At 66.4% G+C, this 25,727-nt stretch carries 24 protein-coding genes, 1 pseudogene and 2 riboswitches; of the genes and pseudogenes, 11 read left to right on the top strand and 14 right to left on the bottom strand.

Annotated features, from left to right (window positions below):
* Positions 1–2 precede the first annotated feature (2 nt).
* The gene (locus GGD63_RS10220; protein WP_183241376.1) at positions 3–752 is read left to right on the top strand and encodes an aspartate/glutamate racemase family protein; all 750 of its coding nucleotides are present in this window, start codon (positions 3–5) and stop codon (positions 750–752) included.
* On the opposite strand, the gene GGD63_RS10215 is transcribed toward GGD63_RS10220, so the two are convergent.
* Positions 753–2,105 carry an amidase gene (locus GGD63_RS10215; protein ID WP_246785425.1) on the bottom strand — a complete coding sequence of 451 codons (1,353 nt, stop codon included), beginning with the start codon at positions 2,103–2,105 and terminating at the stop codon, positions 753–755.
* A gap of 124 nt (positions 2,106–2,229) precedes the next feature.
* On the opposite strand from GGD63_RS10215, the gene GGD63_RS10210 reads away from it, so the two are divergent.
* From GGD63_RS10210 to GGD63_RS10195, 4 genes are read left to right on the top strand one after another with little or no spacing between them, the layout of a single operon-like run.
* A complete protein-coding gene (locus GGD63_RS10210; protein ID WP_183241372.1) occupies positions 2,230–3,324 on the top strand; it encodes an ABC transporter ATP-binding protein in 1,095 nt (364 codons plus the stop codon).
* A 24-nt stretch (positions 3,325–3,348) separates the two neighbouring features.
* Complete coding sequence (locus GGD63_RS10205) at positions 3,349–4,395, top strand: ABC transporter substrate-binding protein (protein WP_183241370.1); 1,047 nt, start codon at positions 3,349–3,351, stop codon at positions 4,393–4,395.
* A gap of 3 nt (positions 4,396–4,398) precedes the next feature.
* On the top strand, positions 4,399–5,262 hold the full coding sequence (locus GGD63_RS10200) for an ABC transporter permease (RefSeq protein WP_183241368.1): 864 nt from the start codon (positions 4,399–4,401) through the stop codon (positions 5,260–5,262).
* A complete protein-coding gene (locus GGD63_RS10195; protein ID WP_183241641.1) occupies positions 5,262–6,077 on the top strand; it encodes an ABC transporter permease in 816 nt (271 codons plus the stop codon). The genes GGD63_RS10200 and GGD63_RS10195 overlap by 1 nt, the downstream gene beginning before the upstream one ends.
* Positions 6,078–6,342: 265 nt before the next feature.
* Here the strand turns inward: GGD63_RS10195 and GGD63_RS10190 are convergent, their stop codons facing one another.
* Positions 6,343–6,678: a hydroxyisourate hydrolase gene (locus GGD63_RS10190; protein ID WP_183241366.1), complete on the bottom strand. Its 336-nt coding sequence runs from the start codon at positions 6,676–6,678 to the stop codon at positions 6,343–6,345.
* Positions 6,679–6,704: 26 nt separating this feature from the next.
* On the opposite strand from GGD63_RS10190, the gene GGD63_RS10185 reads away from it, so the two are divergent.
* From GGD63_RS10185 to GGD63_RS10170, 4 genes and pseudogenes are all read left to right on the top strand, one after another.
* The gene (locus tag GGD63_RS10185) at positions 6,705–7,901 is read left to right on the top strand and encodes an MFS transporter (protein ID WP_183241364.1); all 1,197 of its coding nucleotides are present in this window, start codon (positions 6,705–6,707) and stop codon (positions 7,899–7,901) included.
* A pseudogene (locus GGD63_RS10180) lies at positions 7,882–9,248 on the top strand (amidase). Before GGD63_RS10185 ends, GGD63_RS10180 begins: the two are co-directional and overlap by 20 nt.
* 288 nt (positions 9,249–9,536) lie before the next feature.
* Complete coding sequence (locus GGD63_RS10175; RefSeq protein WP_183241362.1) at positions 9,537–10,484, top strand: ABC transporter substrate-binding protein; 948 nt, start codon at positions 9,537–9,539, stop codon at positions 10,482–10,484.
* A 212-nt stretch (positions 10,485–10,696) separates the two neighbouring features.
* Positions 10,697–11,119, top strand: coding sequence for an SgcJ/EcaC family oxidoreductase (locus GGD63_RS10170; protein WP_183241360.1), 423 nt, complete (start codon positions 10,697–10,699; stop codon positions 11,117–11,119).
* Positions 11,120–11,595: 476 nt separating this feature from the next.
* On the opposite strand, the gene GGD63_RS10165 is transcribed toward GGD63_RS10170, so the two are convergent.
* Together GGD63_RS10165 and GGD63_RS10160 are read right to left on the bottom strand one after the other, a co-directional pair.
* On the bottom strand, positions 11,596–13,017 hold the full coding sequence (locus GGD63_RS10165; RefSeq protein ID WP_183241358.1) for a PepSY domain-containing protein: 1,422 nt from the start codon (positions 13,015–13,017) through the stop codon (positions 11,596–11,598).
* A gap of 12 nt (positions 13,018–13,029) precedes the next feature.
* Complete coding sequence (locus GGD63_RS10160) at positions 13,030–15,378, bottom strand: TonB-dependent siderophore receptor (protein ID WP_183241356.1); 2,349 nt, start codon at positions 15,376–15,378, stop codon at positions 13,030–13,032.
* A 116-nt stretch (positions 15,379–15,494) separates the two neighbouring features.
* Positions 15,495–15,697: riboswitch (cobalamin riboswitch) on the bottom strand.
* 72 nt (positions 15,698–15,769) lie between these two features.
* Between GGD63_RS10160 and GGD63_RS10155 the strand changes: the two genes are divergently transcribed.
* Positions 15,770–16,342 carry a histidine phosphatase family protein gene (locus tag GGD63_RS10155; protein WP_183241354.1) on the top strand — a complete coding sequence of 191 codons (573 nt, stop codon included), beginning with the start codon at positions 15,770–15,772 and terminating at the stop codon, positions 16,340–16,342.
* Here GGD63_RS10155 and cobT read toward each other — a convergent pair.
* From cobT to cbiT, 8 genes are all read right to left on the bottom strand, one after another.
* A complete protein-coding gene (gene cobT, locus GGD63_RS10150; protein WP_183241352.1) occupies positions 16,335–17,387 on the bottom strand; it encodes a nicotinate-nucleotide--dimethylbenzimidazole phosphoribosyltransferase in 1,053 nt (350 codons plus the stop codon). The genes GGD63_RS10155 and cobT overlap by 8 nt on opposite strands.
* 10 nt (positions 17,388–17,397) lie before the next feature.
* Positions 17,398–18,147, bottom strand: coding sequence for a precorrin-6A synthase (deacetylating) (gene cobF / locus GGD63_RS10145; protein WP_183241350.1), 750 nt, complete (start codon positions 18,145–18,147; stop codon positions 17,398–17,400).
* A 39-nt stretch (positions 18,148–18,186) separates the two neighbouring features.
* A complete protein-coding gene (locus tag GGD63_RS10140) occupies positions 18,187–18,864 on the bottom strand; it encodes an energy-coupling factor ABC transporter permease (RefSeq protein ID WP_183241348.1) in 678 nt (225 codons plus the stop codon).
* Positions 18,865–18,900: 36 nt separating this feature from the next.
* A riboswitch (cobalamin riboswitch) is annotated at positions 18,901–19,121 on the bottom strand.
* 45 nt (positions 19,122–19,166) lie between these two features.
* A complete protein-coding gene (gene cobA / locus GGD63_RS10135; protein WP_183241346.1) occupies positions 19,167–19,898 on the bottom strand; it encodes a uroporphyrinogen-III C-methyltransferase in 732 nt (243 codons plus the stop codon).
* Positions 19,895–21,205, bottom strand: coding sequence for a cobyrinate a,c-diamide synthase (locus GGD63_RS10130; RefSeq protein ID WP_183241344.1), 1,311 nt, complete (start codon positions 21,203–21,205; stop codon positions 19,895–19,897). The genes cobA and GGD63_RS10130 overlap by 4 nt, the downstream gene beginning before the upstream one ends.
* Positions 21,205–21,987: a precorrin-4 C(11)-methyltransferase gene (cobM, locus tag GGD63_RS10125; RefSeq protein ID WP_183241342.1), complete on the bottom strand. Its 783-nt coding sequence runs from the start codon at positions 21,985–21,987 to the stop codon at positions 21,205–21,207. The genes GGD63_RS10130 and cobM overlap by 1 nt, the downstream gene beginning before the upstream one ends.
* Positions 21,984–22,352 (bottom strand): cobalamin biosynthesis protein, encoded by a 369-nt coding sequence (locus GGD63_RS10120; RefSeq protein WP_183241340.1) that lies wholly within the window; start codon positions 22,350–22,352, stop codon positions 21,984–21,986. The genes cobM and GGD63_RS10120 overlap by 4 nt, the downstream gene beginning before the upstream one ends.
* On the bottom strand, positions 22,349–23,530 hold the full coding sequence (cbiT, locus tag GGD63_RS10115; protein WP_183241639.1) for a precorrin-6Y C5,15-methyltransferase (decarboxylating) subunit CbiT: 1,182 nt from the start codon (positions 23,528–23,530) through the stop codon (positions 22,349–22,351). The genes GGD63_RS10120 and cbiT overlap by 4 nt, the downstream gene beginning before the upstream one ends.
* Before the next feature lie 10 nt (positions 23,531–23,540).
* On the opposite strand from cbiT, the gene GGD63_RS10110 reads away from it, so the two are divergent.
* Positions 23,541–24,287, top strand: coding sequence for a cobalt-precorrin-6A reductase (locus GGD63_RS10110; protein WP_183241338.1), 747 nt, complete (start codon positions 23,541–23,543; stop codon positions 24,285–24,287).
* On the opposite strand, the gene cobJ is transcribed toward GGD63_RS10110, so the two are convergent.
* On the bottom strand, positions 24,263–24,997 hold the full coding sequence (gene cobJ / locus GGD63_RS10105) for a precorrin-3B C(17)-methyltransferase (RefSeq protein WP_183241336.1): 735 nt from the start codon (positions 24,995–24,997) through the stop codon (positions 24,263–24,265). The genes GGD63_RS10110 and cobJ overlap by 25 nt on opposite strands.
* Positions 24,994–25,725, bottom strand: coding sequence for a precorrin-2 C(20)-methyltransferase (locus GGD63_RS10100; protein ID WP_183241334.1), 732 nt, complete (start codon positions 25,723–25,725; stop codon positions 24,994–24,996). Before GGD63_RS10100 ends, cobJ begins: the two co-directional genes overlap by 4 nt.
* Positions 25,726–25,727: the final 2 nt, after the last annotated feature.

Here is a 25,727-nt window from a genome sequence, read left to right as displayed (position 1 = left end):
TCATGAAGCTGCTGCTGCTCAACCCGAACACCAGCAAAGAGGTCACGCAGCTGATGCTGGGTGTCGGGCAGCGCGCGGCCTCGTCAGGCACCGAGCTGATTCCCTGCACCGCGACCCGCGGCGTACCCTATATCGCAACGCGCACCGAGGCGCAGATCGGCGGCGCCATTGCGCTGGAAATGCTGGCCGAGCAGCACAAGAAGGTCGACGCCGCGATCATCGCGGCCTTCGGCGATCCCGGCCTGTTCGCCGCGCGCGAGACCTTCGACATTCCCGTGGTCGGCATGGCGGAAGCCGCGATGCTGACCGCCTGCATGGCCGGACGCCGCTTTGCCATCGTCACCTTCGCCCAGGCGCTGGGGCCCTGGTACGAGGAGTGCGTCCGCGCCCACGGGCTGTGGGAGCGCTGCGCCGGCATCCGCATGCTCGATACGCCGTTTCAGGCAATCTCCGAAGTCGGCACCGAGAAGGAAGACGTGCTGGTCGAGCTCGCCCAGCGCGCCATCGTCGAGGATGAGGCCGATGTACTGATCTTCGCCGGCGCCCCGCTCTCGGGCCTTGCCGAGCGCGTCGCGGACCGGATCCCCGTCCCCGTGGTCGACCAGGTCATCGCCTCGGTGAAGCAAGCCGAGGCGCTGCATGCGCTGCACCTGCGCAAGGCAGCGGCGGGAACGTATCGCCGGCCCGCCGCCAAGCCGACCATCGGCCTTGCCGACGCGCTCGCCGCCCGGCTCGAGCATCGCGACAGCTGATCAGAGAGGCGGCCGGCGATGCGAAAACCCAAGTTCGTTCTCGAGGATATGGCCGAAGGCAAACAAGCGGGATTCGCACTCCGGCGGCGCGATGATCTGGATGCCGAAGGGCAGCTCTTTCTCCCCGCGCGGCACCGGCAAAGTCAGAACCGGGAAACCGACCAGCGACACGATGAAAGTGACGGCGAGATAGTCGATCGGCGTCTCCAGCGCGGCCCCATCGATGGCGGTGACGTCGCTGATCTCATTCGGCCAGGGGAAGACGGACGCGGCCGGTGCGACCAGGAAATCGGCACCGGTGAACAGCTCGCGAAAGCTGCGATAGATGGCGGTGCGGCGCCGCTCGGCGTCGAGGTAGTCCTGCGCGGACAGGTTTGCACCGGCCTCGATGTTCCAGACCACCGTCGGCGTAAGCTCGGCGCAGCGCGTCCTCAGCAACTCGCCATAGCTGCTCGCGATGTGCGCGGCGCGCAGGGTGCGGAAAGTCTCGATCGCCCCGCCACAATCGGGCGAGGACGATACGACATCGGCAACGCGCGCGAGCGCCTCGCAAGTCCCGGCGAAGCGCGCACGAACCTCGCGCGCGACCGGCGACACACCGAAATCGGGCGTGACGGCAATCCGGGGACGGCCGGCGATGGGGCGATCATCACCGGCGCCGCCGAGCGAGAGCGGATCATTCGCATCGCCACCGGCACAGACCGACAGCGCAAGCTCGAGATCGTCGACACTGCGCGCGAGGAAGCCATGGGTGGCCAGCATGTCCCAGCCGAGCGGCCGGCGCGGCGATGGAATGCGACCGGGCGTCGGCCGGATGGACGCGACATCGCAGAAGCTGGCGGGCGTGCGCACCGAGCCGCCGAAATCGGTGCCGTGCGCCAGCGGCACCATGCCGGCCGCGACCGCGACAGCGGAGCCGCCGGACGATCCGCCGGAGGTCAGCGCGGGATCGAACGGATTGCGCGTCGGCCCGCACAATCTGTTGCTGCAGACAGCGCCGAAGCCGAACTCCGGCGTGTTGGTCTTGCCGAGAATGATCGCGCCGGCGCGCCGCAGTCGCGCCACCACGAGATCATCCTCGGCCGGGACGTGATCGCGGAACAGCACCGATCCGTAAGTCGTCGTAAGTCCCGCAGTGTCGGTGAGGTCCTTGATCCCTACGGGCACGCCGTGCAGCGGGCCGATCGGCGCAGGTGCCGCGTCGCAGATCTGCGCGGCGCGGCGGGCGCCGTCCGCATCGACCGTCACGAACGCCGCCAATCGGGTGTCGTGGTCTGCAATCCGCGCGAGATGCGCTTCGACGGCGTCACGAGAGGACAGCTCGCCCCTCGCAATGACGCGCGCAAGCTCCATAGCCGTGAGGTCGCATATCGATCGATCCGATGTCATCGGACCACCATGCCAAAACGCTCGCCGAAAAGCGACAGGCGCGGGCACGAGACTTGCTTTCTCCTCTGGGGCAACGGGAGGCAACACCATGGCTGATGCGCCAAACGGCCGATCGCTCGTCGTCGACGCGGTCACCCACCGGTATCCAAGTGGCGCGCTCGCGGTCGAGAACATCAATCTCGACGTCAAGGGCGGCGAGATCATCGCCCTGCTCGGCCCGTCCGGCTGCGGCAAGACAACGCTCTTGCGCATCATCGCGGGCTTCATCGCGCAGACGCAGGGGCGGATCATCATCGGCGACGACATCGTCGATGCGTTGCCGCCGAACAAACGCGCGGTCGGCATCGTGTTCCAGAACTACGCGCTGTTTCCCCATCTCAGCATCAGCGAAAACGTCGCCTACGGCCTCGCCGCCCGCGGCATCGACAAGGCCGCGCGCCAGCGCGAGGCGCAGCGCCTGCTGGAGCTGGTGCAGCTTCCGACCATGGCCGAGCGGCTGCCGCGCCAGCTCTCCGGCGGCCAGCAGCAGCGCGTTGCGCTGGCCCGCGCGCTGGCTATCAAGCCGTCGATCCTGCTGCTCGACGAACCCTTCGCCGCGCTCGACAAGAATTTGCGCTTGGACATGCAGATCGAGGTCAAGCGGCTGCAGCGCGTCTCCGGCATCACCACGCTGATCGTGACGCACGACCAGGAAGAAGCGCTGTCGATGGCCGATCGAGTCGCCGTGCTGAGCCATGGCAAGCTCGAGCAGTTCGGCTCGCCATCGGACGTCTACGACCGCCCGCAGACGCTGTTCGTCAACACCTTCGTCGGCTCCACCAACCGCATGCCCGGTGTCGTGGTCTCGGCGGATCGCACGGCAGCCAAGGTGCGCCTCGATGCGGGCGCGGAGATCATCGCACGTCCGGTGGGCGGCGCCCTCAGCGAAGGCGGCCGCGTCACCGTCTGCATCCGCCCCGAGCATCTGCAATTCGTCGGCGACGAAACCGGCTTTGCCGGCGTCGTCGGCATGTCGCTGCCGCTGGGCGCCACCGTCGTGCACGAGGTCACCACGGCCGATGGCTCCGGCGTCAAGGTCTCGCAGGCGCGCATCGGCGAGACGCGCGCGCTGGAGAACGGCGCTGCGGTGCGCCTCGCGCCGCTCGCCCCATCGCTCGCCAACGCCTTTCCCGCAACGCTTTAGATCCAGTCCAGAGGGGAGTACGACATGATGATGAACCGCAGAAGCCTGCTGACCACGGCGCTCACACTCGGGGCCATGAAGGCGTTTCCAGGCCTGAGCTACGCCCAGGCCCGCCCGCTGGTGTTTGCAACCTTCACCGGTAGCTGGGAGGAAGCCCACAAGGCCGTGCTGGTGCCCGCATTCCGGAAAGCCAATGCGGATGCCGCGATTGTGCTCGATCCCATGCTTTCGGTCGACCAGATCGCGAAGGTCAACGCCGCCAAGGCCAATCCGCCGATCGACGTCATGCTGCACGATCCCGGCCCTGCCCTCCTCGCCATCGGCCAGGATCTGGTCGAGCCTTATCCGGTCGAGAAGAGCACCTATTACAAGGACCTGATCGCCGAGGCGCAGGAGCCGATGGGCCCCGCCCCGTTCTTCCAGGTCGTCGGCCTCACCTACAATCCGGAAGCCGTCAAGACGCCGCCGACCTCGTGGGCCGATCTGTGGAAGCCGGAGTTCAAGGGCCGCGTCGGCATCACCAATCTCAATTCGACGCTCGGCACCGGCTGGCTGGTCGAGATCGCCAAGATGCGCGGCGGCTCCGAGGCCAATGTCGATCCCGGCTTCAAGGCGCTGGAGGAGCTCAAGCCCAATCTCGCGGCGGTCGCCGCCAATCCCGGCGCGCTCGCCACCCTGTTCCAGCAGGGCCAGATCGACATCTCGCCCGGCAATTTCAACGCCATCCAGATCCTGAAGGCGCGCGGCGTCCCGGTCGAGTTCGTGGCGCCGAAGGAAGGCGCCATCGCCTTCAAGACCACGATCCACATCGTCAAGAATTCGCCGAACCGCGAGCTTGCCTTCAAGCTGATCGAGGCGGCATTGACGCCGGAGGTGCAGACCACGCTGATGAACCCGCCCTACCTGATCGTGCCGACCAATTCCAAGGTGACGATGGGCGGCGAGATCGCGCGCGTGCTGGCCAGGGACACCGCCGAGCTGAAGAAGAAGTTCGTGTTCCAGGACTGGAAGAAGATCAACGAGCAGCGCTCGGCCTGGATCGAGCGCTTCAACCGCGAGATCAAGATTTAAACCATGGGCGCAGCACCGGCATCACGGGACGTGACGTCCTACGGAATGGGATTGGCAGCGCCGCTGGCGCTGTTCTTCCTGCTCTTCTTCGTCGCGCCGCTGCTGCAACTGCTCTGGCTCTCCCTGCACAACGACACGGCCGGGCTCCATTGGGGGCTCGGCCAGTACCTGCACTTCCTCACCGATCCCTTCAGCCTGGGCGTGCTCGGCTCGACGCTGCTGCTGGGCGCCGAGGTGACGGCCGTCTGCCTCGTGCTCGGCTTTCCCATCGCCTGGCTGTATCAGCGGGTCGGACCAAAGCTTCAGACCATCATCATCCTGATCGTACTGCTGCCGCTTTTGACCAGCGTGGTCGTCCGCACCTTCGCCTGGATCGTCATCCTCGGGCGTCAGGGCATCATCAACGCGACGCTGCAATCCCTCGGGGTCATCGATACGCCCTTAAAACTGCTCTACACCCAGTTCGGCGTGGTCATCGCGCTGGCGCAGGTGCAGATGCCCTTGATGACGCTGCCGCTGATCACCGCGCTCGGCCGCATCGATCCCAATTTCGACGATGCCTCCTGCTCGCTCGGCGCCGGGAGCTGGCGCACCTTCTTCCGGATCGTGCTGCCGCTGTCGCTGCCCGGCGTCATCGCCGGCTGCACGCTGACCTATGCCGCGGCAATCACCGCCTTCATCACCCAGTCGCTGATCGGCGGTGGCCAGATGCTGTTCATGCCGATGTATCTCTATCAGCAGGCCTCGACGCTGCAGAACTGGCCGTTTGCATCCGCGATCTCGATCATCTTCCTGCTCGCCGTGCTCGCGGTCGTCTCGGTCTTCACCACGCTCGGCCGCATGTCGCGCGGTTATGGAGGCGCATGATGAGCGGCCGCAAGCGCACTCTTGAGGCGATCAGTTTCGAGCTCGTCATGACCGTGATCGCGGTGATCGCGCTTGTGATCATCATCGCGCCGTCGCTCGTGGTGCTGATCGTCTCTTTCACCAGCGGCTTCTCGCTGCGCTTCCCGCCGCCCGGTTATTCGTTGCGCTGGTACGCCGAGCTGTGGAATGCCTGGCAGCTGCACTTCGCGGCCAAGAACAGCCTGATCGTGGCCCTGTGGGCGACAGGCCTGTCCGTCGCCCTCGGCGTCGCCGCGGCGCTCGCGATCTCGCGGTCGCGGACTCTGTCGGCGCGGCTGCTCGATTCCCTCTTCATGTCGCCGCTGGTGCTGCCGGCACTGGCTTTTGGTCTGGCCGCGCTGATGCTGTTCTCGCTGGTCGGCCTGCCGGTGTCGCCGCTGACGCTGGTGATCGGTCACACCGTGGTCTGCGTGCCCTATGTCGTGCGCAACACGGTCGCCGCGCTCGCCCAGCTCGAGCCGACCCTGCTCGAAAGCTCGGCGGTGCTGGGCGCGAGCCGCCTTTACACGTTCCGCCGCATCGTGCTGCCGCTGATCCGGCCTGGCATCATCGCGGGCGCCTTCATCGCCTTCATGTCGTCCTTCGACAACGTGCCGGTCTCGCTGTTCCTGCGCGATGCCGCCACCGACATGCTGCCGATCCGGATGTGGCAGGACCTCGAAGGCAAGCTCGACGTCACCATCGCCGCCCTGTCTGGCGTGCTGATCATCGCCACCGTCGCGCTGGTCGCAGTGATGGAGCGCGTCACCGGCCTGTCGCGGCGGCTGACCAACTAAGGGCTGATGGGATGAGCCTCGCCTTTCTCCCGAGTGGAAGTGCGTTCACTGCCCCCTTGGGGGGCAGGGCTATCACATATGACTTGGTAAGGCCCGAGCAAGCGCCTCGTCCTTCGAGACGACCGCTCCGCGGTCTCCTCAGGATGAGGCTTAGCGGCAGTTTTGCCTGCCGAATTGCCGCCACGTACTCCGTCCTCATCCTGAGGGCCCGCCGGAGGCGGGCGTCTCGAAGGATGGCCGCAGGTAGGCTTCCCGCCACGTTTTCCTAGGCACCGCGGAACAGCGAATAGCCCCAGCGCGTGAATTTCAGCGGCAGATGAAAATGCTCGTCAACGTTCTTGATGCGGAAGCGGAACGGCGTCACGGTCAGGAAGCCGTCGCGCTCGCCAAAGAACTCGCCGAGATGAAACAGCACCTCGTACTCGCCAGCCGTGACGCCCGCACCTTGCGCCACGGCATGATCGAGCACGCCGCTGGCACCGAGCCGCCCGTCAGCGATGCGCAACGAGTCCGGATCGATCCGCCAGATTTCGACGCGCAGGCCCTGTGCCGGGCGCCCGCTCGCCACATCGACCGCGTGAATGGAAATACCGCCTGCCACGATGTTCCTCCCATGAGCACGCCGCCATGGTAGACGGAAACACGGCCGCTCGGCCAGCACCCGCGCTGCTGCCGGCCCTGGGGGCGATGACCGCGCTTCAGGCCCTCGTCGCGCTTGCCTTGTTCGCGCCCGGCGTGGTCGCCCCGCGCGCCCATATCGAGGTCTGGCAGCTCTCGATGTTTTCCTGTGCGGTGTTCGCGGTCGGCATCCCCGCCTCGTTCTGGGGCGGCGGCTTGATCGCGCGGGTCGGCTCGCTACGGATCGCGAGCCTGTGCGCGGCGGCCATCGTCGTCGGCATGGCGCTGGCTTCGCTCGGATCGAGCGCGGCCCTGCTGGCCGCGGGCCTCTGCCTCGGCCTCGCCATGGGACCCGAGACGCCGGCGAGCGCGGCGCTGCTGTCGCGGCTCGTCACCGCCGAGCGCCGTGCCTTCGTCTTCTCGGTGCGCCAGACCGGCAACCAGATTGGCGCCGTCTGCGGCTCGCTGGCCCTACCCGCGATCGCCATCGCGTTCGGACCGGCCTGGTGCTACGCGGTGGTAGGCTTCTCCGCGCTGCTCGCGATCGCGCTGTTCGAATGGTTGCGGCCGGCCTATGCCGGCAAGGCCGCCCCGCCGCCAAAGCTCGATCTGCGCGCCCGGCTGGCGCTGGTGATTGCGGACCGGCGCATCGCGATGCTGGCGCTGGCTTCGATGCCGTTCAGCGCGATGCAGGTGTCGCTCAACACGGTCCTCGTCACGCTCGGCACCCGCGAGCTCGGCCTCAGCCATATCGAGGCCGGCATGGCGCTCGCCTGCGCGCAAGCCGGCGGCCTCGTCGGCCGTCTCGGCTGGGGCTATGTTGCCATGCGCCTCGACGCCTCCCGCGCCGTGCTCGTCGTCATCGGCCTCGGCATGGCCTTCTGCGCCGCGCTGCTGGGCCTTAACGGCGCTTCGCTCGGCCGCAGCGGGCAATTCATCGTTGCCGCGTTGTTCGGCCTGACGGCGTCGGGCTGGAACGGCGTCTTCATCGCCGAGATCGCCCGCCTCGCCCCGCAGGACCGGATCGGCGAGACCACCGGCGCGGTGCTGACAGCATCCTATGCCGGGCTGCTCGCGGCGCCGGCGCTGGTGTCGATCCTTGATGGCGTGGCCAGCCTTGGCATGGCCTTCTTCGCCTTGGCATGCCTCGCCCTCGGCGGCACATTGGCGCTGATCTGGGGAGGCCATGACAAAGCGGACACATAGCGCGCGCGAGATTGCTGCCGACCTCATCGCGGGGCGGACGAGCGCTGTCGAGACCGCCAAGGCCGCCCTCGGCCGCATCGAGGCCGCGAAGGCGCCTTGAACGCGGTCGTCACGGTCGATCCCGAACGCACGCTTGCCGATGCCGCTGCGGTCGATGCTCGCCTCCGTGCCGGCGAGACCATGCCGCTCGCCGGCGTTCCCATCATCGTCAAGGATAACATCTGGGTCGGCGGCTGGCGCGTGACGCAGGGCTCGCGCCTGTTTTGCGATTTCATCGCGCCACGCGATGGCATTGCGATCGAGCGGCTGCGCAAGGCCGGCGCCGTCATCGTCGGCATCGGCGCGACGTCCGAGTTCGCCTGCAAGGGCGTCACCACCTCGCTTCTGTGCGGGCCAACGCGGCATCCGCTCGATCCCACGCTCACACCCGGCGGCTCGTCGGGCGGCCCGGCCGCTGCGGTTGCGGCCGGCCTCGTGCCGCTCGCGATCGGCACCGATGCCGGTGGCTCCAGCCGCAGGCCGCCGGCCCATGTCGGCGTCGCCGGCTTCAAGCCGTCCTACGGCGCAATTCCCTATGGACCGGGTTTCGCCGAACCGTTCTTCGGCCTCTCCGTCATGGCGCCGATTGCTGCCGATGTCGCCGATATCGCGCTGGCGTTCGAGGTCATGGCCGGCGCCGATCCGCGCGATCCGGATTCGGCCGGCATCGCGCATGAGGCCACTGACCTTGCTGGCCTCCGCATCGCCTTCTCACCGCGTCTCGGGCTCGACGTCGCGGTCGATGACGTCGTCGCCAACGGGCTGGTTTCCGTTATCGCCCGTCTCTCCGCCGGAGGCCTTGGCATCATGCAGCGCGATCCTGTCTGGCCGGCCGGCGCGACGGAGGAGGCCATCATGCCGCTTCAGCATGCCGGCCTCGCCGCGCTCTATGGCGACGCTTTCGGCAAGGATCCGACCGTCTTCGATCCTGATATCGCCAGGCAGATCGAGCGTGGGCTGTCGTGGTCGGGCACCGACGTTGCCGCTGCGCTGGTCGCGAGCGCTGCGATTGCCAATGCCTTCGCGGCCTTCTTCACCGAGGTCGATCTGCTGCTCACGCCGACCGTGCCCTGTGTCGCCTGGCCGTTCACGCAAGCGGGACCCGACACGATCGGCGGCCGCGCCGCGAGTCCGCGCGGGCATGCCGTGTTCACGCCGTTCGTCAATCACGCCCGGCTGCCGGCGATCTCGATTCCCTGCGGGACCGACGCACGCGGGCTTCCGTTCGGTCTCCAGATCATCGCCCGGCGCGGCCAGGACCGCACGCTGCTGCGCGCGGCGCGGCAGATCGAGGCGGAGTTGGCTTGATGGCAATCCATTCGTAATCGGCGAGTTCGTGGCGCATGATTCGACCCCAGTTTGGAAGCTTGAATCACACGGGTCTGGCCCGACGCAACGCTTCCGGGGAGGCTCCGGTTGGACGCTTACGAGGCAGAAGCGGATATCAGCCGGCCGACAATCTACGCTGAAACCGTCGAAAATGACCCCTAGCCGACCTAGCCTCTCGATTTCAGCGACCTTGCTTGACTGGAGCGACCCGATATTATCTCGGGAAGACGGGGAGCGCACATGAGGCGGAGGGAGTTCATCGGACTGATGGGTGTCGCGGCCATTGGTCCGCGTGCTGCGGCTCAAGCTATATCAGCGCGATCGATCGGAATACTGCACAGCGCAAGTTTCGAGACATCGCAGCATTATTTCGCTGCGTTCGAGGCAGGCCTCGCCGAGGCCGGATTCAAGCGAGATCAGAACGTTTCTCTCGAGTATCGGCTTGCGAACAACGATCAGGATCGGCTGAGCCAGCTTGCTTCCGAACTCGTCCAACGCAAGATCGATGTGATCTTCGTGGGAGCGAACACACCGGCCGTTCTCGCTGCAAAGGAGGCCGCAGGGTCCATTCCCATTGTGTTTGTTATGGGGGCGGATCCTGTAAAGACAGGGGTTGTTCCAAGCCTTGCCCAGCCGGGTAGAAACATCACCGGGATCACCAGTCTCGCGGGCCAGCTCTTCTCCAAGCGACTGCAACTGCTGCATGAGCTTGTACCAAAGGCGAAGACGGTGGCCTACATGGTGAACCCTGCAAACCCGGCGTTCACCGAAGCTGCGTTGAAGACGAACACGGAGCTTGCGCGAGGCCTGGGACTCCACCTTGTGATCGTGCAAGCGCGCAATCTCGTCGAAATCGAGAAAGCGTTCGAGAGTATGGGGCGGAGCAAGGTGGACGCTTTATTGGTGGGGGCGGACACTGCCTATGGTGCCTTGCGCCATCCGATCGTCGAGTTGGCGACCCGCTACGCCATCCCAGCCTCATATCCTGTGCGCGATTTTGTGGAGGCCGGCGGACTGAGCAGCTATTCCACCGACTATATCGAGATCTACCGCCAATGCGGCGCCTACGTTGCCCGCGTCTTGAGAGGGGAGCGGAACTTGCCGGTGCAGCAGCCGACCAGTTTCAAGTTCGCACTCAATCAAAAGTCGGCGAAAATGATTGGACTTGAACTGCCGCCAGCCTTGCTCGCCAGCGCCGACGAAGTGATCGAATAGGGCCGGCATGTCCGCTGTTGGCCCGAGGCTGACTACCTCCTAGGCTGTCCAAGCGATCCGCTAATGAGGGTGAAGCAGAAGCAGCGGCCCCTTCGCTTCAATCGGGAAGCTTGGGTTCGTCTATCGGCTAGCTGGGCCGGTCTGTTCCTTTTCCACCGCCAACGGGCTGTGCTACGCTACCCGGATTGGAGTTCTAAGGGGGAAATTGAAAAATGATTTATCGTTCGTTGGCAATCTTGGTCGTGCTGCTATCCATATCGGCGGCGAAGGCGGGACCAAACGAAGACGCGGTGGCGGCGCGCGCGCAGTGGGAGCAGGTTTATAATTCCGGTGATGCGGAGAAGTTTGCCGCGATCTACACCAAGGACGCCATGCTGTTCGGCTCGACGGCTCAGCTGTTCACCGGCACGGACGGCGTGCGCACCTATTTCAGCAAGCTGCCGCCGGGCATCAAGGTGAAAATGGGCGACCAGCAGGCGATCACGGCAGGTCCCGACGCGTTGTTGAGCTCCGGCTTCGCCGACTTCACGCTGCCCAACGGCACCGTGTTGCCCTTTCGCCTGACCCTGGCCTGGGTGAAGGTGGACGGCAAATGGCTGGTGGCGCAGCATCACGGCTCACCCGTGCCGAAGTAAGCCCGGGATGAAGGCTGCACTTCACACTGAATATGAGGTCTATGCGAGCCCCGAGGCGTTTCTGACGCATTGGATAGGCCGTCGATGCAGCAGGCCAAAGAGGATTTAGCCGGCTTGCAGGTTAGTCTCTCTGGCGTGCGTTGCGACCTCGTCGAGTGATCGAGGCCTGCTCAAGGACTTCCAGAGACCATTCCACTGAGTCTGGTTGTGGCCCCTCGCGACATGCTGCGCTGCTGCGCGAACTTGGTCGCGATAGGAGCAACGTGGACGTAGTCACCAATTACATGATGCCGCCGGGTTTATAGGTAGACGGCCTAGCTTTGGGCAACGTGACGATTTCGGAATAATAGCAACATACACCTGTTTTGCCCGACGTGTCAACGCGCTCCATGGTATGCCGGCATAAGCCGTTGATTTCATTATCGCCGGCTACTGTGCATGGGGTTGTTTTCGCACTCTTTGTTTGATCGGGCGTCCTAGCTGGCGAAAGATCGACGCAACCGCCGCCAGCCGATGACGATTCCAGTGATCGAGAACACCAGCCCGAGCGCACAGAGGCCGACGACGAGGACATCGCGCAGGCGCGGATGCGCCATGAGGATTGGAAAATCAAGCGTGTGGAGCGCGCCGTAGACCCAGCGATAGGCCCGCCGCGACGCATCCAGCCTTTGCAGCACGCTACCGTCGGCGCTGTCGATGTCGAACCAGAGATCGCCGCATCGTGAGCGGTAGACGGGCGCCCCGGGGACGTTGGACTGGGCGGGATAGTCGTCATCACCGGCAAGAACGGACGGCGCACCGCAGCCCGTCGCAAGCCTCGCCATCATGCTCGCGATTGCTTGCGCGTTGAGGACCGGCGACTCTCCACCATCCGGCCGGAGCACGACCTGCTTGTCGAGACCGGTTCGCTCGCGTCGATAGACATTGCCGTCAAAGGCAAACCATTCGACTTCACGGGCCGAGGGCGATAGCGGTTTCCGGTCCGGCGATGGAGCGGTCGTCCAGTCCGGCGAAGCATTGATCACACTGGCTTCGGCCGAAGTCGGCTGCCCGCGCGAGAACAGCCGGCCGTGATCCATCGAAAGCCAGCCGCTGAAGATCCAGGTCAGCAGGAAGGCCGTCGCGACGAGACCGATGATGTGATGCAGGGCGTGCCAGCCCCGATAAGGCGTCGCGACCCGGCGTCCCTGCAACTTGACCCGCACGATCCCGAGCACCGCGCCCAGCACCGCCACGAACAGGGCCACCAGCGAGAGCGTCCAGACCACGCCGTCCCATAGCGCCCAGTCGCTCCGCAGCACTGTCGGATAAATCCAGTGCAAGACGCTGCCGACGAGATTCCAGCCACGCTCGCCTCTTGTCGTATCCAGCACCACCTCGCCGGTGCGCGAGGAGATGTAGACCTCGGTCCCGGCGACATCGCCGAGCGCAACGCGAAACAGGGGCCGGTGGCGGTCAAAGCCGTTCGGCACGCTCCATTGATCGTAGTCGGCGTGTGCAACGACAGCCGCATGCGCGGCATCGAGCCCGCGTTGACGCGCATGAGCCCGCGCGATGGCGAGCGCTGTCTCAGGCGACCGCACCGATCCATCCTGCCCGTCGGTCGCATGAACCGCGCGCAGGCGCGAGGGGCCCGATACGACATAGACCAGTCCGTCGTCGCGCTGGATCAGGCGCACGCGCCTGACATGGGCGATCCCGCTCGCGGCCACCGCATCGGCAACGCTGATCCGCACCTCGCCCCAATCCACCGGCGCCAGCCCGGCAACCCGCTCCGCTTCCGTCAGCGACGGAAACGGAACGAAGTGCATCACGATTCCGCTCGCGAACCACATCGCGAACAGCAGGCAGAACGCGATCCCGAGCCAGCGATGCGAGAGGACGATCGCGCCCATCATGCGGTCAACGCCCTACCATTTGAACGCGGCCGAGATCTCGTAGGTGCGTGGCGCGCCCAAGAGGATCTGGTCGGGATAGAACGGATCGCCCCAGATCGCGTAGCGCCTGTCGGTGAAGTTGCGCACGCGGAAGGTCAGGCGCGCCTGGTCGACGGCATTGAACACGGTCTTCGGGATATCGACGAAGGCGTAGACGTCACCGACCGTGTAGGCGTTCATCGTCACCGTGTTGGCATCGGTGCTGTAGCGATCGCCGACGTGCCGGCCGACGATGCCGAGCTCCCCCGGCCACGGCGTGAAGAAGCGATACGACGCACCAGCATTCGCGACGATGCGCGGCACGTTCGGCGGCGTGTTGCCCGAGAACGAGCCGCCGGCGAAATTGTAGTCGGCATAGCGCGCATCGACATAGGCGATGTTGCCCCACAACCGAAGGGGCTCGATCGGCCGCACCGAGGCGGCGAGCTCGACGCCCTTCGATACCTGTCGTCCGGCAATATTGAGTGCCTGCCCGCCGGCCGCCGCATAGACGTTCTTGCGCTGGATGTCGTAGGCCGAGAACGACCACTCCGCCCGGTTGTCCCAGAACAGATGCTTGAAGCCGGTCTCGTAGGTGCGCGACGTCGTCAGGTCCAGCGGCTGGGTCGGCAACAGCAGGAAGATGTTGTTTGCGGACACGTCAGCGCCGGTCGCGTACTGGCTGAAGAAGGTCAGGCCGGGCACGGCCTCCCAGGTGTAGCCGATGCGTCCCGTCACCGGCGCCCAGTCTTTCGTGAACGGGAAGCCCGCGTTCACAAGCCCGGCGGAGTCGGTCGAATTGCGATCGAGCCCGATATGCTCGACGCGCAGGCCGCCGACCAGCGCAAAGGTACGCGTCAGCTTCAGCCGGTCCTCGAACGACAGCGCCTCGTTGTCGATGCGCGCGGTCTGCTGCTTGGTCGTGAGCAGGCCGTAATAGCCGCGGACGGGATCGACCAGCGAGACATCATCGAACGGGAAGTTCGCCGCGCCCGGCCTGACGAAGTCGAGGTAGCTCGACGACAGCGTCGTGACCAGGCGGTTGTCGAAGCCTGCGATATTCGCGTCCCAGAGCAGGTCGGTGATGTTGCCGACGAGGCGCTGGCTATGCGCGACATAGAAGCGCTCGCGATACACCCTGTTCGTCGTGGAATCGAACGCCTCGATCTCGTTGTTGAACCACGACCGCTCCGCACCGTAACCATAGGCCTGGCTCTTCAGCGTCAGGTCGGGCGCCAGCTTCAGCTCGAAGCCGCCGCGCAGCCACGCCTCCTGCCCCACATTGCGATTGTCGAGGACATTGTAGTTGGTGTTGAAGGTGCGGTCGTCGATCGTGACAGCCCCGAGGTCGGTCCTGTTGAAGTAGCTGCCCGAGACAATCCCCGTCGTCGCATGCGAGCCGCTGAAGGCGACCGGCACCAGCGGCGCGCCCCAATAGGCCTTTCCGCGATCCTCACGGTACTCGATCGCGCCCCAGACCTTGAGACTGTCGGAGATGCGGTAGTTGAGCTGGCCGGAGACATCGAGCGTCTTGGTATAGGTGTCGTCGACAAAGCCGTTCAGCGAGGAGCGGCTGATGTCGAAGCGGTAGTCGAGGCCTTGAACGTTGGTGCTGCCGCCGGAGCCGTAATGGGTGCGGAACGAGTTCAGGGAGTCGTACGAGAAGTCCGCTTCGTTCCGGATCGCGCCGGTGTGCGGCTGCTTGTTGACCAAGTTGATCGCACCGCCGGCAGCGCCCTCGCCCGAGATCAGCGAGGCCGGGCCCTTCAGGAATTCCACAACCTCCAGATTGGCCGTGTCCATGATCCGCGAGGTCATGTTCTGCGGGCCGATCTTGATGCCGTTGTAGAGCGTGTTGATCTGGCTGTTGGTGAAGCCGCGCATCGAGAAACCCGCCGGCTCCCCCGGCGCGTCGCCGGAGGTGACTCCGACCGCGCCCTGCGCCACCTCGGACACGGTGCGATAGCCCTGCTCGCGCATGGTTTCGGCGGAGATGACTTCAACAGTCGCGGGTATCTCCCGCACGGTGAGGCCGAGGCGCGAGGCGCTTTCTGCCACGGCATTGGTGTTGAGCGGCGTCTGCGCGGCTGCGGCCGGCACCGCAGGCTTCGGCACCGCGGATGCGACCGGTGGCCGGCGCGCTGCCGCGCGGCGCGTGCTCTGGGCTTCCCGGGCGGCCGGGTTGGCCGGCTTACGGGATTGGACGGGCGACACCTCGACGGGCGGCAGCGGTTCGCGGGCCTGCTGCGCCAGCGCGGTGGGCAGATCGAGAGCGGCGAAGGATGTGAACGCGGCGGAGGCGAGCAGGATGCTGCGCGGCCGTACGATACGGATGGAAGACACGGGTCTAGACCTCGGTATGACGTCAGTGGCACGTCACAGCGAACCAAGGTCTCATCGTCCGGCTTGTCAGCCCTCCGATGAAGCCGAATGTCTGTACTCCCCGACCGACATCTTCGCGTGTGACCACGGCTGACGGCAGGTCTCCTGGCTCGCGGGTCACGACCGCTTCGTCGCCTTCCCGGAACCGAGGACCCAGTGGCTTCTGACGAAGGATTATCCGCTCACAGTTGCGGGGGCAGCCACGGCATTGGGGACAACGTCCCCGCACCGCATTCCCTTTTCATCCCCTCTCGGGGAAACCGTCATGAGCATCTAGGATTACCAGCAAGACAGAGTCAATGTACCAGTTGCGGCGTTATTGCCACAGCGACCAACTTCCCTGGAGATAAGTATGGAAGGCGCGACCTTCCTCTGGCTGATCCGGCATGCACCCGTCGACGGCGTCAAAGGGACGATCCATGCCGCCGATGCGCCGGCGGATCTGACCGACCGCGCCCAACTGGAAGCGCTGCGGCAACGCTTGCCGCGGGATGCTGCGAGTTATGCGAGCCCTTCCCGACGCACCGTCGAGACAGCGCGCGCGCTGGGGCTCGAACCCGATCTGGTAAGCGAATTCAGCGAACAGGATTTCGGCGACTGGACCGGCCGGCGGCATGACGAGCTCGCAGCGAGCGGCGGCGAAGCTTACGCGCAATTCTGGAGCGATCCGGCGCACCTGAGACCACCGGGCGGCGAGAGCTTTGCGGATCAGGTCGCGCGCGTCCGCCTGGGCCTGTCGCGGATCGGCGCCGGCTCGGCAACGCTCGTCGTGCATTCCGGCACGATACGCGCCGCGCTCTGCATCGCGCTCGATCTCACACCGGAAGCGGCGTTGCGCTTCGTGGTCGATCCGCTGTCGCTGACCCGGATCGACCGGCTCGCGAGTGGCTGGCGCATCGTCTCGGTCAATCAGCGGGTCAGCTAGGCCGATCCGGCACATTGGCCTGCGCGAAAGTCGCCATGCCATTGTGGAGCGCGCAAGCCGACCGCACCAGCGGCAGCGCGATGGCCGCCCCCGATCCTTCACCGAGCCTGAGATCGAGGCTGATCAGGGGCTGCACGTTCAATGCACGCAACACCAGCCGATGCCCCTGCTCCGCCGACTGATGCGAGGGCAGCAGATAGGGCTGGCACGACGGATTGAGCCGCACGGCTGCCAGCGCCGCGACCGACACGATGAAGCCGTCGATCAACACAGGGATGCGGCGCTGCGCAGCCGCAATGATGGCGCCCGAGATCGCCGCAATCTCGAGGCCGCCGACGGCACACAGGATCTTTTCGGGCGACGCGCCCGCAACGCCATGACGCGCAATCGCCGCATCGATCACGCGCGCCTTGTGCGCACGGCCGGCCGCATCGACACCGGTGCCGCTGCCTGCGATCTCCTCGGCACTGATGCCGAGCAGGCTCGCGGCGATCGCCGCGGAGGTCGTGGTATTGCCGATGCCCATCTCGCCCAAGATCAGGAGGTCGGGCTGGCCTGCCCCGGCACGCGCAACCGCGCGCTGGCCGGCTTCGAACGCGAAGGCCAATTCCGCCGGAGTGAGCGCAGCTTCGACGCTGAAATCGCGTGTGCCGTTGCGCGGCTTGTCGGTGATGATATCAGGCATCGCCTCCTGGGCCAGCGTGCCGGCGTCAACGACTTCCAGGCGCGAACCGAGCTCGCGCGCCAGCACCGAGATCGCCGCGCCTCCGGAGGCAAAATTCGCCATCATCGCAATGGTGACCGCTTGCGGATAGGCCGACACACCCTGCGCGACGATGCCGTGATCGCCGGCGAAGATGATGATGGGCACGCGCGCGGCACGCGGCTGCTCAGTCGCTTGCAAGCCGGCGAGCTCGATCGCGAGCTGCTCGAGCCGGCCGAGCGCGCCGATCGGTTTTGTCAGTTGCGCCTGACGCGCGATCGCCGCGTCGCGATGAGCCGCGGAAATCTCGGGGCATTTCTGGGTGACCCATTCGGGGAGCATGCTGCCTCGCTTACGGCCTGCGCTTGAGAATGTAGCTGTCCATGATCCAGCCATGCCGCTCGCGGGCCTCCTGCCGTGCGGTCACGATGCGCGGGCCGACGTCAGTGAGCGGGCCGGACATGACGATCTGATCGGGCATGCCGAGATAGGCACCCCACCAGATGTGCAGGCCGGCCGGATCAAGAGATTGAAACGCGGTGCCGCCGTCGAGCATCACGACCACTGTGTCGACGCCCTGCGGCCAGCCGCCCTCTCGCAAGCGACGGCCTGTCGTGACCAGGAAGGGCTCGCCGATATCGTTGAGCGGCAGCGCATGCGCCGCGCACAGCGCCTGGATCGAGGTGATGCCGGGCACGACCTCGATATCAGGCAAGGGATTGAGCCGCCGCGCAATACGCAGCGAGGAGTCATAGAGCGAAGGATCGCCCCAGATCAGCAGCGCGACCTTGCCGTCACCGCCGAGACGGCTTGCGATGGTCTGCGACCAGGTCGCGGCCACGGCATCGTGCCAATCGTCCACGCCCTTGCGGTAGTCAGCCTCGGTCGCGTCGCGCACGGGAAGGTCGAACTCGGCGATGCGCATCTTGTCGTTGGTCAGTACGTCAGTGCAGATCGTCCGCCTGAGATCGGCGAGATCGGACTTGGCGCTCCCCTTGCGCGGGATCAGGACGAGATCGGCCGTGTTGATGGCGCGGATCGCGGCGCGCGTGAGCTGCTCGGGATCACCGCAACCGATGCCTATCAGGGAGAGCGTGAGCATCGGGCGTGTGGGGCGACCATGAAGGCCGCCCCTTGTCTCTTAAGCCGCGTTGTGCAGGCGCGGGGTGACGAGGCCGGGCGCGGTGACGCCGCGCAGCGACTTCGCCAGCGCCAACACGGCGAGATCGGCCAGCGGCTCGATCACGATGACCAGCGCATAGGAGGCCGCGAAGGTCGCGATGTTGGCGAGGTTGCTCATGGCAAAGCCTGAGCCATAGAGCGCCCAGAACGCCACCCAGGCGATCACGCCGGCCTGATAGGTCGTCGAGAGCGCCAGCGCCTGACGATACTTCAGATCGACATAGGCAGTGTTGCGCGAAACGATCCGTGTGGCGATCGCCTGGATCCCGAACAGCGGCACCAGCAGCGTCGTGACGTTCATGCCGTATTGCGGCAGGTCGGTCGGCACGAAGAAGATGCCCTGGAGCAGGAGGCCGAGTGCGAGGCCGAAGGCTGCTGGCGCAGCGCCGAACAGCAGGAACAGGGTCGAGCCGAGGATGAAGTGCACCTCGGACACGCCGACCGGGAAGTGCGGCAGAATCTCGAAGAAGGTGAAGACGAGGCCGGTGGTGGCAAGCGTCCGCGCCGCGAACGACGTAATCCCCTGCTCGCGTACGGTCTCGGCCGCGAGCTTCAAGGCAACGCCGCCTGCGGCGATGCCGGTTGCGTAACTCAACACGAGCTTGGCGCCCGTCACGACGCCGGGTTCGATATGCATGGCTCAGTTCCTTCCTGCCGTCACACCCGACGGCCTTGGCCTCAAAACATGCACGGCCGGTCTCCTGGCTCGCGGTTCACTGGGGATCTCCGGCCTTCCCGGACCTTGCGGCCCAGTGGCTGATCGGAGCCCCTCACCGCTTACAGTCGCGGGGGCGGCTGGGGTTTTGGGCGCCGCAACTGGGTCCGCCCATCCCCATTCCCGATTATGCTCCGGCGCTTTGCGCCGCGTCGAGCACCATGCCCCTCTTGTGTGCCCCTTTCGCATTGCAGGCGTCAAGGGGCGAACGGCGGCAGTGGCCATCATGACGGATATTCCCCCGCCAGCGCGCCGAACAGGATGACGGCGGCCGTCGAAGCCGCCCCGCCCCTTGCAAGCTGCTCGGCAAGCTCGGCAATCGTGGTGCGGACCAGCCGCTCGTCGGGTCGCCCGAGCGATTCGGCGAACAGCGCCGGGGTGGTTGGCGCGAGGCCGTGTGCGATCAATTTTGCGGCAAGCGCCGGAAAAGTGCGCCGGCCCATATAGACCACGGTGGTCGCTTCAGGGTCCGCCAGCGCCGCCCAGTTCAGGTTTGGCGGCAGCTCGCCGGTGACATCGGCTCCGGTGACGAACTGCACCCGGCGCGAGGTGTGCCGTCGGGTCAGCGGGATTCCCGCCTGCGCCGCGGCGACGCAGGCCGAGGTGACGCCGGGAACGATCTCGTAGCCGATGCCGGCCTCGCGCAGCGTCTCGATCTCCTCCTCGAGCCGGCCGAAAATGCCGGCATCGCCCGACTTCAATCGCACCACACGCGCGCCGGTTGCGGCATAGTCGACCAACAGGCGATTGACGTGGTGCTGCTTGGTCGAGGGACGCCCCGCCCGCTTTCCCACCGCGACGAGGTTGGCGCCGGGCCGGGCGAGATCGAGGATCGCACCGGACGCAAGGTCGTCATAGAGCACGACGTCGGCCTCACGCAGCCGCGCGGCGCCCTTCACCGTGAGCAGCTCGGGATCGCCGGGGCCGGCGGAGATGAAGGAGACAAAACCGCTCACCGGTCCTCCGCGATCAGATGGAAGAATGTGCCGGTGGCACGGCCGCGCTGCGAGCCGGTCTCGGCGATGACCGCGCCCGTTGCATCATGCACGATCGCCAGCGGCGTATCGGGCTGGGCAAGGATGGTCGAATAGTGGAACTCATGACCGCGCAGGCGTGCGCCCGCCCGATGCCCCGGCATCGGCACCGCGAGGGCGGCGAGACGATAGCCCAGATGCATGCGGCGCTTGGCAAAGCTGGTCTCCAGGCCAAGCAGACCCGTCATCTCATGGCGGACACCGTCGGCATCGGTGAGGCCTGCGCCCAGCACCATATAGCCTCCGCACTCGCCATGCACCGGCCGCGTTTCGGCGAACGCGCGCAGGCCGCTCCGGAAGCGCGCATTGGCCGCGATTTTTCCGGCATGAAGCTCGGGATAGCCACCCGGTAGCCAGCAAACGTCGGCGCTCGCGTCGGGCACCTCGTCGGCGAGCGGCGAGAATGTCGCGATCTCGGCGCCAGCCGCACGCCAGGCTTCCAGCATGTGCGGATAAACAAAGGAGAAGGCCGCGTCGCGGGCGAGCGCGATGCGCTGGCCGGGCGGCGTCACGTTGAGGCCGTTCGCCGCAGGTTGCGGCGACCAGCTGGCTGCCGATTGCAGCACCGCATCGAGATCGACATGCTCGGCGACGAAGCGCGCGGCCTCGTCGATCAGCTGGCCGATCTCGGCCTGCTCCTCCGCCTGCACCAGGCCGAGATGCCGCTTCGGCAGACTAATCTCGGCGTGACGCGGCAGCGCGCCGAACACGGCGATGCCGGCATCGTTCAGCGCGCGTCGCACGAGGTCCTCGTGGCGCGGGCTGGCGATGCGATTGAGCACGACGCCGGCAAGCCGCACGCCGGGACGATAGTCGCGCAAGCCGGCAGCGATCGCCGCCGCCGTTTGCGCCTGCCCCGACGGATCGATCACCAGCACCACCGGCCAGCCCAGCATCTCCGCGATGTCGGCCGAGGCACCGGTGCCGGAGACGCCGCGCGCAGCTACGCCATCGAACAGACCCATCGAGCCTTCGGCGAGGACAATGTCGGCATCGCTGCCACGGCTGACGAGATGCGCGATCGTTCCGCGGTCCATCGCCCAGCTATCGACGTTGACGGAGGCGCGCCCCGTCGCGGCAGCGTGGAACGCAGGATCAATATAGTCAGGCCCGCTCTTGAAGCACTGCACCTTCAATCCGCGATTGCGCCAGGCGCGCGCGAGCGCCAGCGTCAGCGTGGTCTTGCCGACGCCGGAGGCCGGCGCGGAGATGACGAGGCCCGCCGGCATCACGACGCCTCCGGAAAACGCGGCTCGACGCCGACCGGACGATAGCGGCGATCGTAGTCGGCGGCATAGAGACGGCTCTCATCAAAATCGGCCGAGCCCAGCGTCCTGCCGACCAAAATGAGCGCGGTGCGCTCCATCTCAGTGCCAACAGCCGCATCGAGCGTCGCCAGCGTGGCGCGCACGATGCGCTGATCCGGCCAGCTCGCGCGCCAGACGATCGCGACCGGGCAATCCGCACCATAATGCGGCGTCAGCTCAGCGACGACCTTTTCGAGCAGATGGATCGACAGATGGATCGCAAGCACCGCGCCGGTGGCGGCGAATGCGGCAAGCTTTTCGCCCTCGGGCATCGCGCTGGCGCGGCCGGGCGTGCGCGTCAGCACCACCGTCTGGGCCAAGCCGGGCAATGTCAGCTCGGTCTCCAGCGCCGCCGCGGCAGCCGAGAACGAGGGAACGCCGGGCGTCACGGTGTAGGGAATACCGAGCGCGCACAAGCGGCGGAGCTGCTCGCCCATCGCCGACCAGATCGAGAGATCGCCGGAATGCAGCCGCGCGACGTCCTTGCCCTCCGCATGCGCGGCAGCGATCTCGGCGATGATCTCATCGAGCGACAGCGGCGCGGTGTTGACGATGCGCGCACCGGGCGGGCAATGCGCCAGGACGCCTTCGGGCACCAGCGAGCCGGCATAGAGACAGACCGGACAGGCCGCGATCAGGTCGCGGCCCCGCAATGTCAGCAGGTCAGGAGCACCCGGCCCGGCGCCGATGAAATGCACGGTCATGGGCCGTCTCCTTCCGCGATCGCGGCGGTCGCGGTGCGGTCCTGCGAGACCGCGCGCGTCGCAATCAGCCGGGCCCGGGGGCCAGCCGCGGCAAGCGCCGCGGCTTCTGCAACAGATCCCGTGCCGAACTTCTCCGCGATGAACTTCGATTGCGTGAGCGTGTCGATGCCGGCCAGTGTCTCGGCCGGAACGGCCCTGATCGGCACGCCGCACTCACAAGCGAGTTGCTTCAGCGCGTCGGCGTCGGCCTTGTCGCTGACAGTTGCCACCGCAGCAAGGCCTTCGGCACCGCCGGCAGCCAAAAGCGCTTCGCGCAGCGAAGCCAGCGTGACATCCTTTCTGAATCCGAGCCCGGCCACCTTCATCGGACCACACTCCACTGCACCACAGGGCGTGCCGCTTCCCAGGAGCGATAGCGGCCGAGCGGCGCGGCATGCGCGATCTCGACCCGCATCAGTTCGCCGCCATGGCGCTGGTGCAATTCGCCGAGCAGCGCTTCCGTCTCCAGCGTCACGGAATGTGCGACCAGGCGCGCCCCCGGCGAAAGCCGCGACCAGATGGCGTCAAACATCGCGCTATCGAGGCCGCCGCCGATGAAGACGGCGTCGGGCGCGTCCAGCGCAGCGAGAGCTTCAGGCGCTTTTCCCTCAACAATGGTGATCCGGTGCGCCAACCCGAACGCAGCCGCATTCCCGCGGATATTCGCGGCGCGATCCTCTCGCCTCTCGACTGCGATCGCTGTTCCACCGCATAGCGCCCACTCCACCGAGATCGAACCCGAGCCGGCGCCGACGTCCCACAGCCGTTCGCCGGGACGCGGCGCCAGCGCCGAGAGCGCGAGCGCACGCACCGGCCGCTTGGTGATCTGACCGTCATGGACGAAGAGATCGTCTGACAGTCCCGAGCTGCGGGGAATGCCTTGGCCTCCCCTCGCCAGCACCGCCACTGCAACCAGATTTTCAGCAATATCCTCAGCAAAAAGATCGGCGCGATGCTGATCGATGTATTCGCGTGGACCGCCAAGCGCCTCGAGAGTCCACAAGAGTGAGGGGCCCCATCCGCGTTGCGTCAGCCATTTGGCGAGCTTGTCTACCGCCGCTGCGTCGCGCACCAGGCAGATGATGCGTGCATCCCGCGCCAGATGCGGCACGAGACGCTCGAACGGCGCGGCGTGGAGCCCGAGACAAGCGGTGGCTTCAAGGCGCCAGCCGAGCCGCGCAGCGGCAAGCGAGAAGGTTGACGGTGCCGGATGCGCGATCCACTCGTCCGCATCGAGCTTCTCGGCAAGGCTCGCGCCCGCGCCGCACCAGAAGGGATCTCCGGAGGCGAGCACCGCCGTCGGCCGGCCGCGGCAACCCAACACGATATCTGCGTCGAACGGCACAGGCCACGCATGGCCGCGGCTTCCAACATCTGCAAGCGCGAGATGGCGCTCACCGCCAAAGACGGTTTCTGCTTTGGCAAGTGCCTTTCGGCTTGCCTCGGACAGCCCGGCAAGGCCATCTTCGCCGATACCGATGATGGTCAGCCAGGGATCAGCCAAGGAACTAGCCATGACGCGCGCCCTCATTCTGGGCGGAACGGCCGATGCGAGCCTGCTCGCTGCGGAGATCGCGCGCGCGCGCATAGATGCCGTCTATTCCTATGGCGGCCGCACCCGCGCACCCGCCGGCCAGCCGCTGCCGACCCGCATCGGCGGTTTTGGCGGCGTGAGCGGGCTTGCCGATTACATTCGCCGCGAAGGCATCACGCACGTGATCGACGCGACGCATCCGTTCGCTGCCGAGATGAGCCGCAATGCGGTCGCGGCGTGCGCCGAAGCCGGTACGCCGCTGATCGCGCTCGAACGCATGCCATGGGACAGGACGCAAGGCGACAACTGGATCGAGGTCGCCGACGTCAACGCGGCGGTCGCCGCGTTGCCCGAGACGCCTGCGCGCGTCTTTCTCGCCATCGGCCGCCAGCACATCGCGCCGTTCGCGGCGAAGCCGCAGCACTCCTACACGCTGCGGTTCGTCGATCCGCCGGAAACGTCCCTGCCCTTCACCGCGGACGTGATCGTGTCGCGCGGGCCGTTCACGCTTGACGGTGAGCTCGATATGATGCGCACGCGCGGCATCGGATGGATCGTGGCCCGCAATTCCGGCGGCGACGGCGCGCGCGCCAAGATCGACGCTGCCCGTACGCTCGGCCTGCCCGTGGTCATGATCTCGCGACCAGAACTGCCCGACCGTCCGCGGGTCGAAAGCGTCACTGAAGTGATGCAGTGGTTCGGTCATTCGACCCGCCTCGGTGCATAGACCCAGCGGCCGACCCGGCGCGTCTGCGAATTGCCGACGATCACCAGCGTGCGCATGTCGGCCATCTCGGGCCGCGCCTCGTTCAGCGTCACGGTCTCGATCTTCTCGTCAGCAGCGCTGATCGCGCGCGCAAAGATCACGAGGCGCTCGCCGCAGCCGGACTCTTTCAACACCGCGAGAGCGCGGCCAAATCCCTCCGGGCGGCTTGCCGAGCGCGGATTATACATCGCGATCGCAAAATCGGCTTCCGCGGCGAGCCGCAGGCGCTTCTCGATCACGGCCCAGGGCTTGAGATTGTCGGAGAGGTTGATCGCGCAAAAATCGTGACCAAGCGGCGCACCCGCGCGCGCGGCCGCCGCCAGCATCGCGGTGATACCCGGCAGCACGCGGATCGGCAGCGCCTGGCATTGCGGCGCCTGTTCGAGCGCCTCGAACACAGCAGACGCCATCGCGAAGACGCCGGGGTCGCCCGAGGAGACGACAACGACCTGACCGCCTTCGGCGGCCAGGCGCAACGCCTCGCGCGCGCGTTGCAGCTCTTCGCGGTTGTCGGATGGATGCAGGGTCAGCCCGGCCCGCGGCGGCACGCGTGCGACATAAGGTGCATAGCCCAAGATGTCCGTCGCGGAGGCCAGCGCGGCAGAGACCTCTGGCGTCACCATCGCCTCACTGCCGGGGCCGAGGCCCGCTATGGTCAGCGTGCCCGTCATTCGGCCGCGTCCAGATGCCGGCCCTTGCCGTGCACGAGCACGATCGCGAAATAGGGACAGTCGGCAGCATCGATCTCGGCGAGCCGCGCAACGCGCTCGCCAGGCATGGTGCCGCGCTCGACCAACCAGGCGTCATCCAGGCGGCCAGCGGATTCGAGCGCGCGGCGCACTTTTGCGAGATTGCGCCCAGTCTTCATGACGACCAGCGCATCGGAATCGCGCATGCGGCGTTCGAGCTCGTCTTCGGGAAGCGTCCCCATCAGCACCGTCGTCACGTCGTCGCCGAGCGCGATCGGTTGGCCAACGCCATTCCAGCAGCCAACCATGCCGGGAATGCCCGCGATCACCTCGATTTCGACGCGCCCCTGCAGGCGCGTGTGCAGATGCATGAAAGAGCCGTAGAAGTAGGGATCGCCCTCACAGAGCACGACGACATCGACCGCGCGCGCCAGCCGCGCCAGCCGCTCGGCCCATTCATCATAGAAGCCGGCCAGCAGCTGGACGTATTCCGCACTGTCGAAGGCGAGTTCGGTCGTAACCGGATATTCCATGGGATATTCGGTGACGCCGGCAGCGAGCATGCCCTCGACAATGCGCCGCGCCTGGCCAGGTCGGCCCTTCTTGCGGAAATAGGCGACGTGCTGCGCGGCGCGCACGGTGCGATCGGCGCGCACGCTCATCAGATCGGGATCGCCGGGGCCGAGACCGCAGCAGATGATGCGTCCCATCG

The sequence above is a fragment of the Bradyrhizobium sp. cir1 genome (assembly GCF_014198245.1).
Taxonomy (GTDB): domain Bacteria; phylum Pseudomonadota; class Alphaproteobacteria; order Rhizobiales; family Xanthobacteraceae; genus Bradyrhizobium.
The sequence above is the reverse complement of the archived record's forward strand: the minus strand, read 5'-3'. Positions and strand labels throughout refer to the sequence as shown.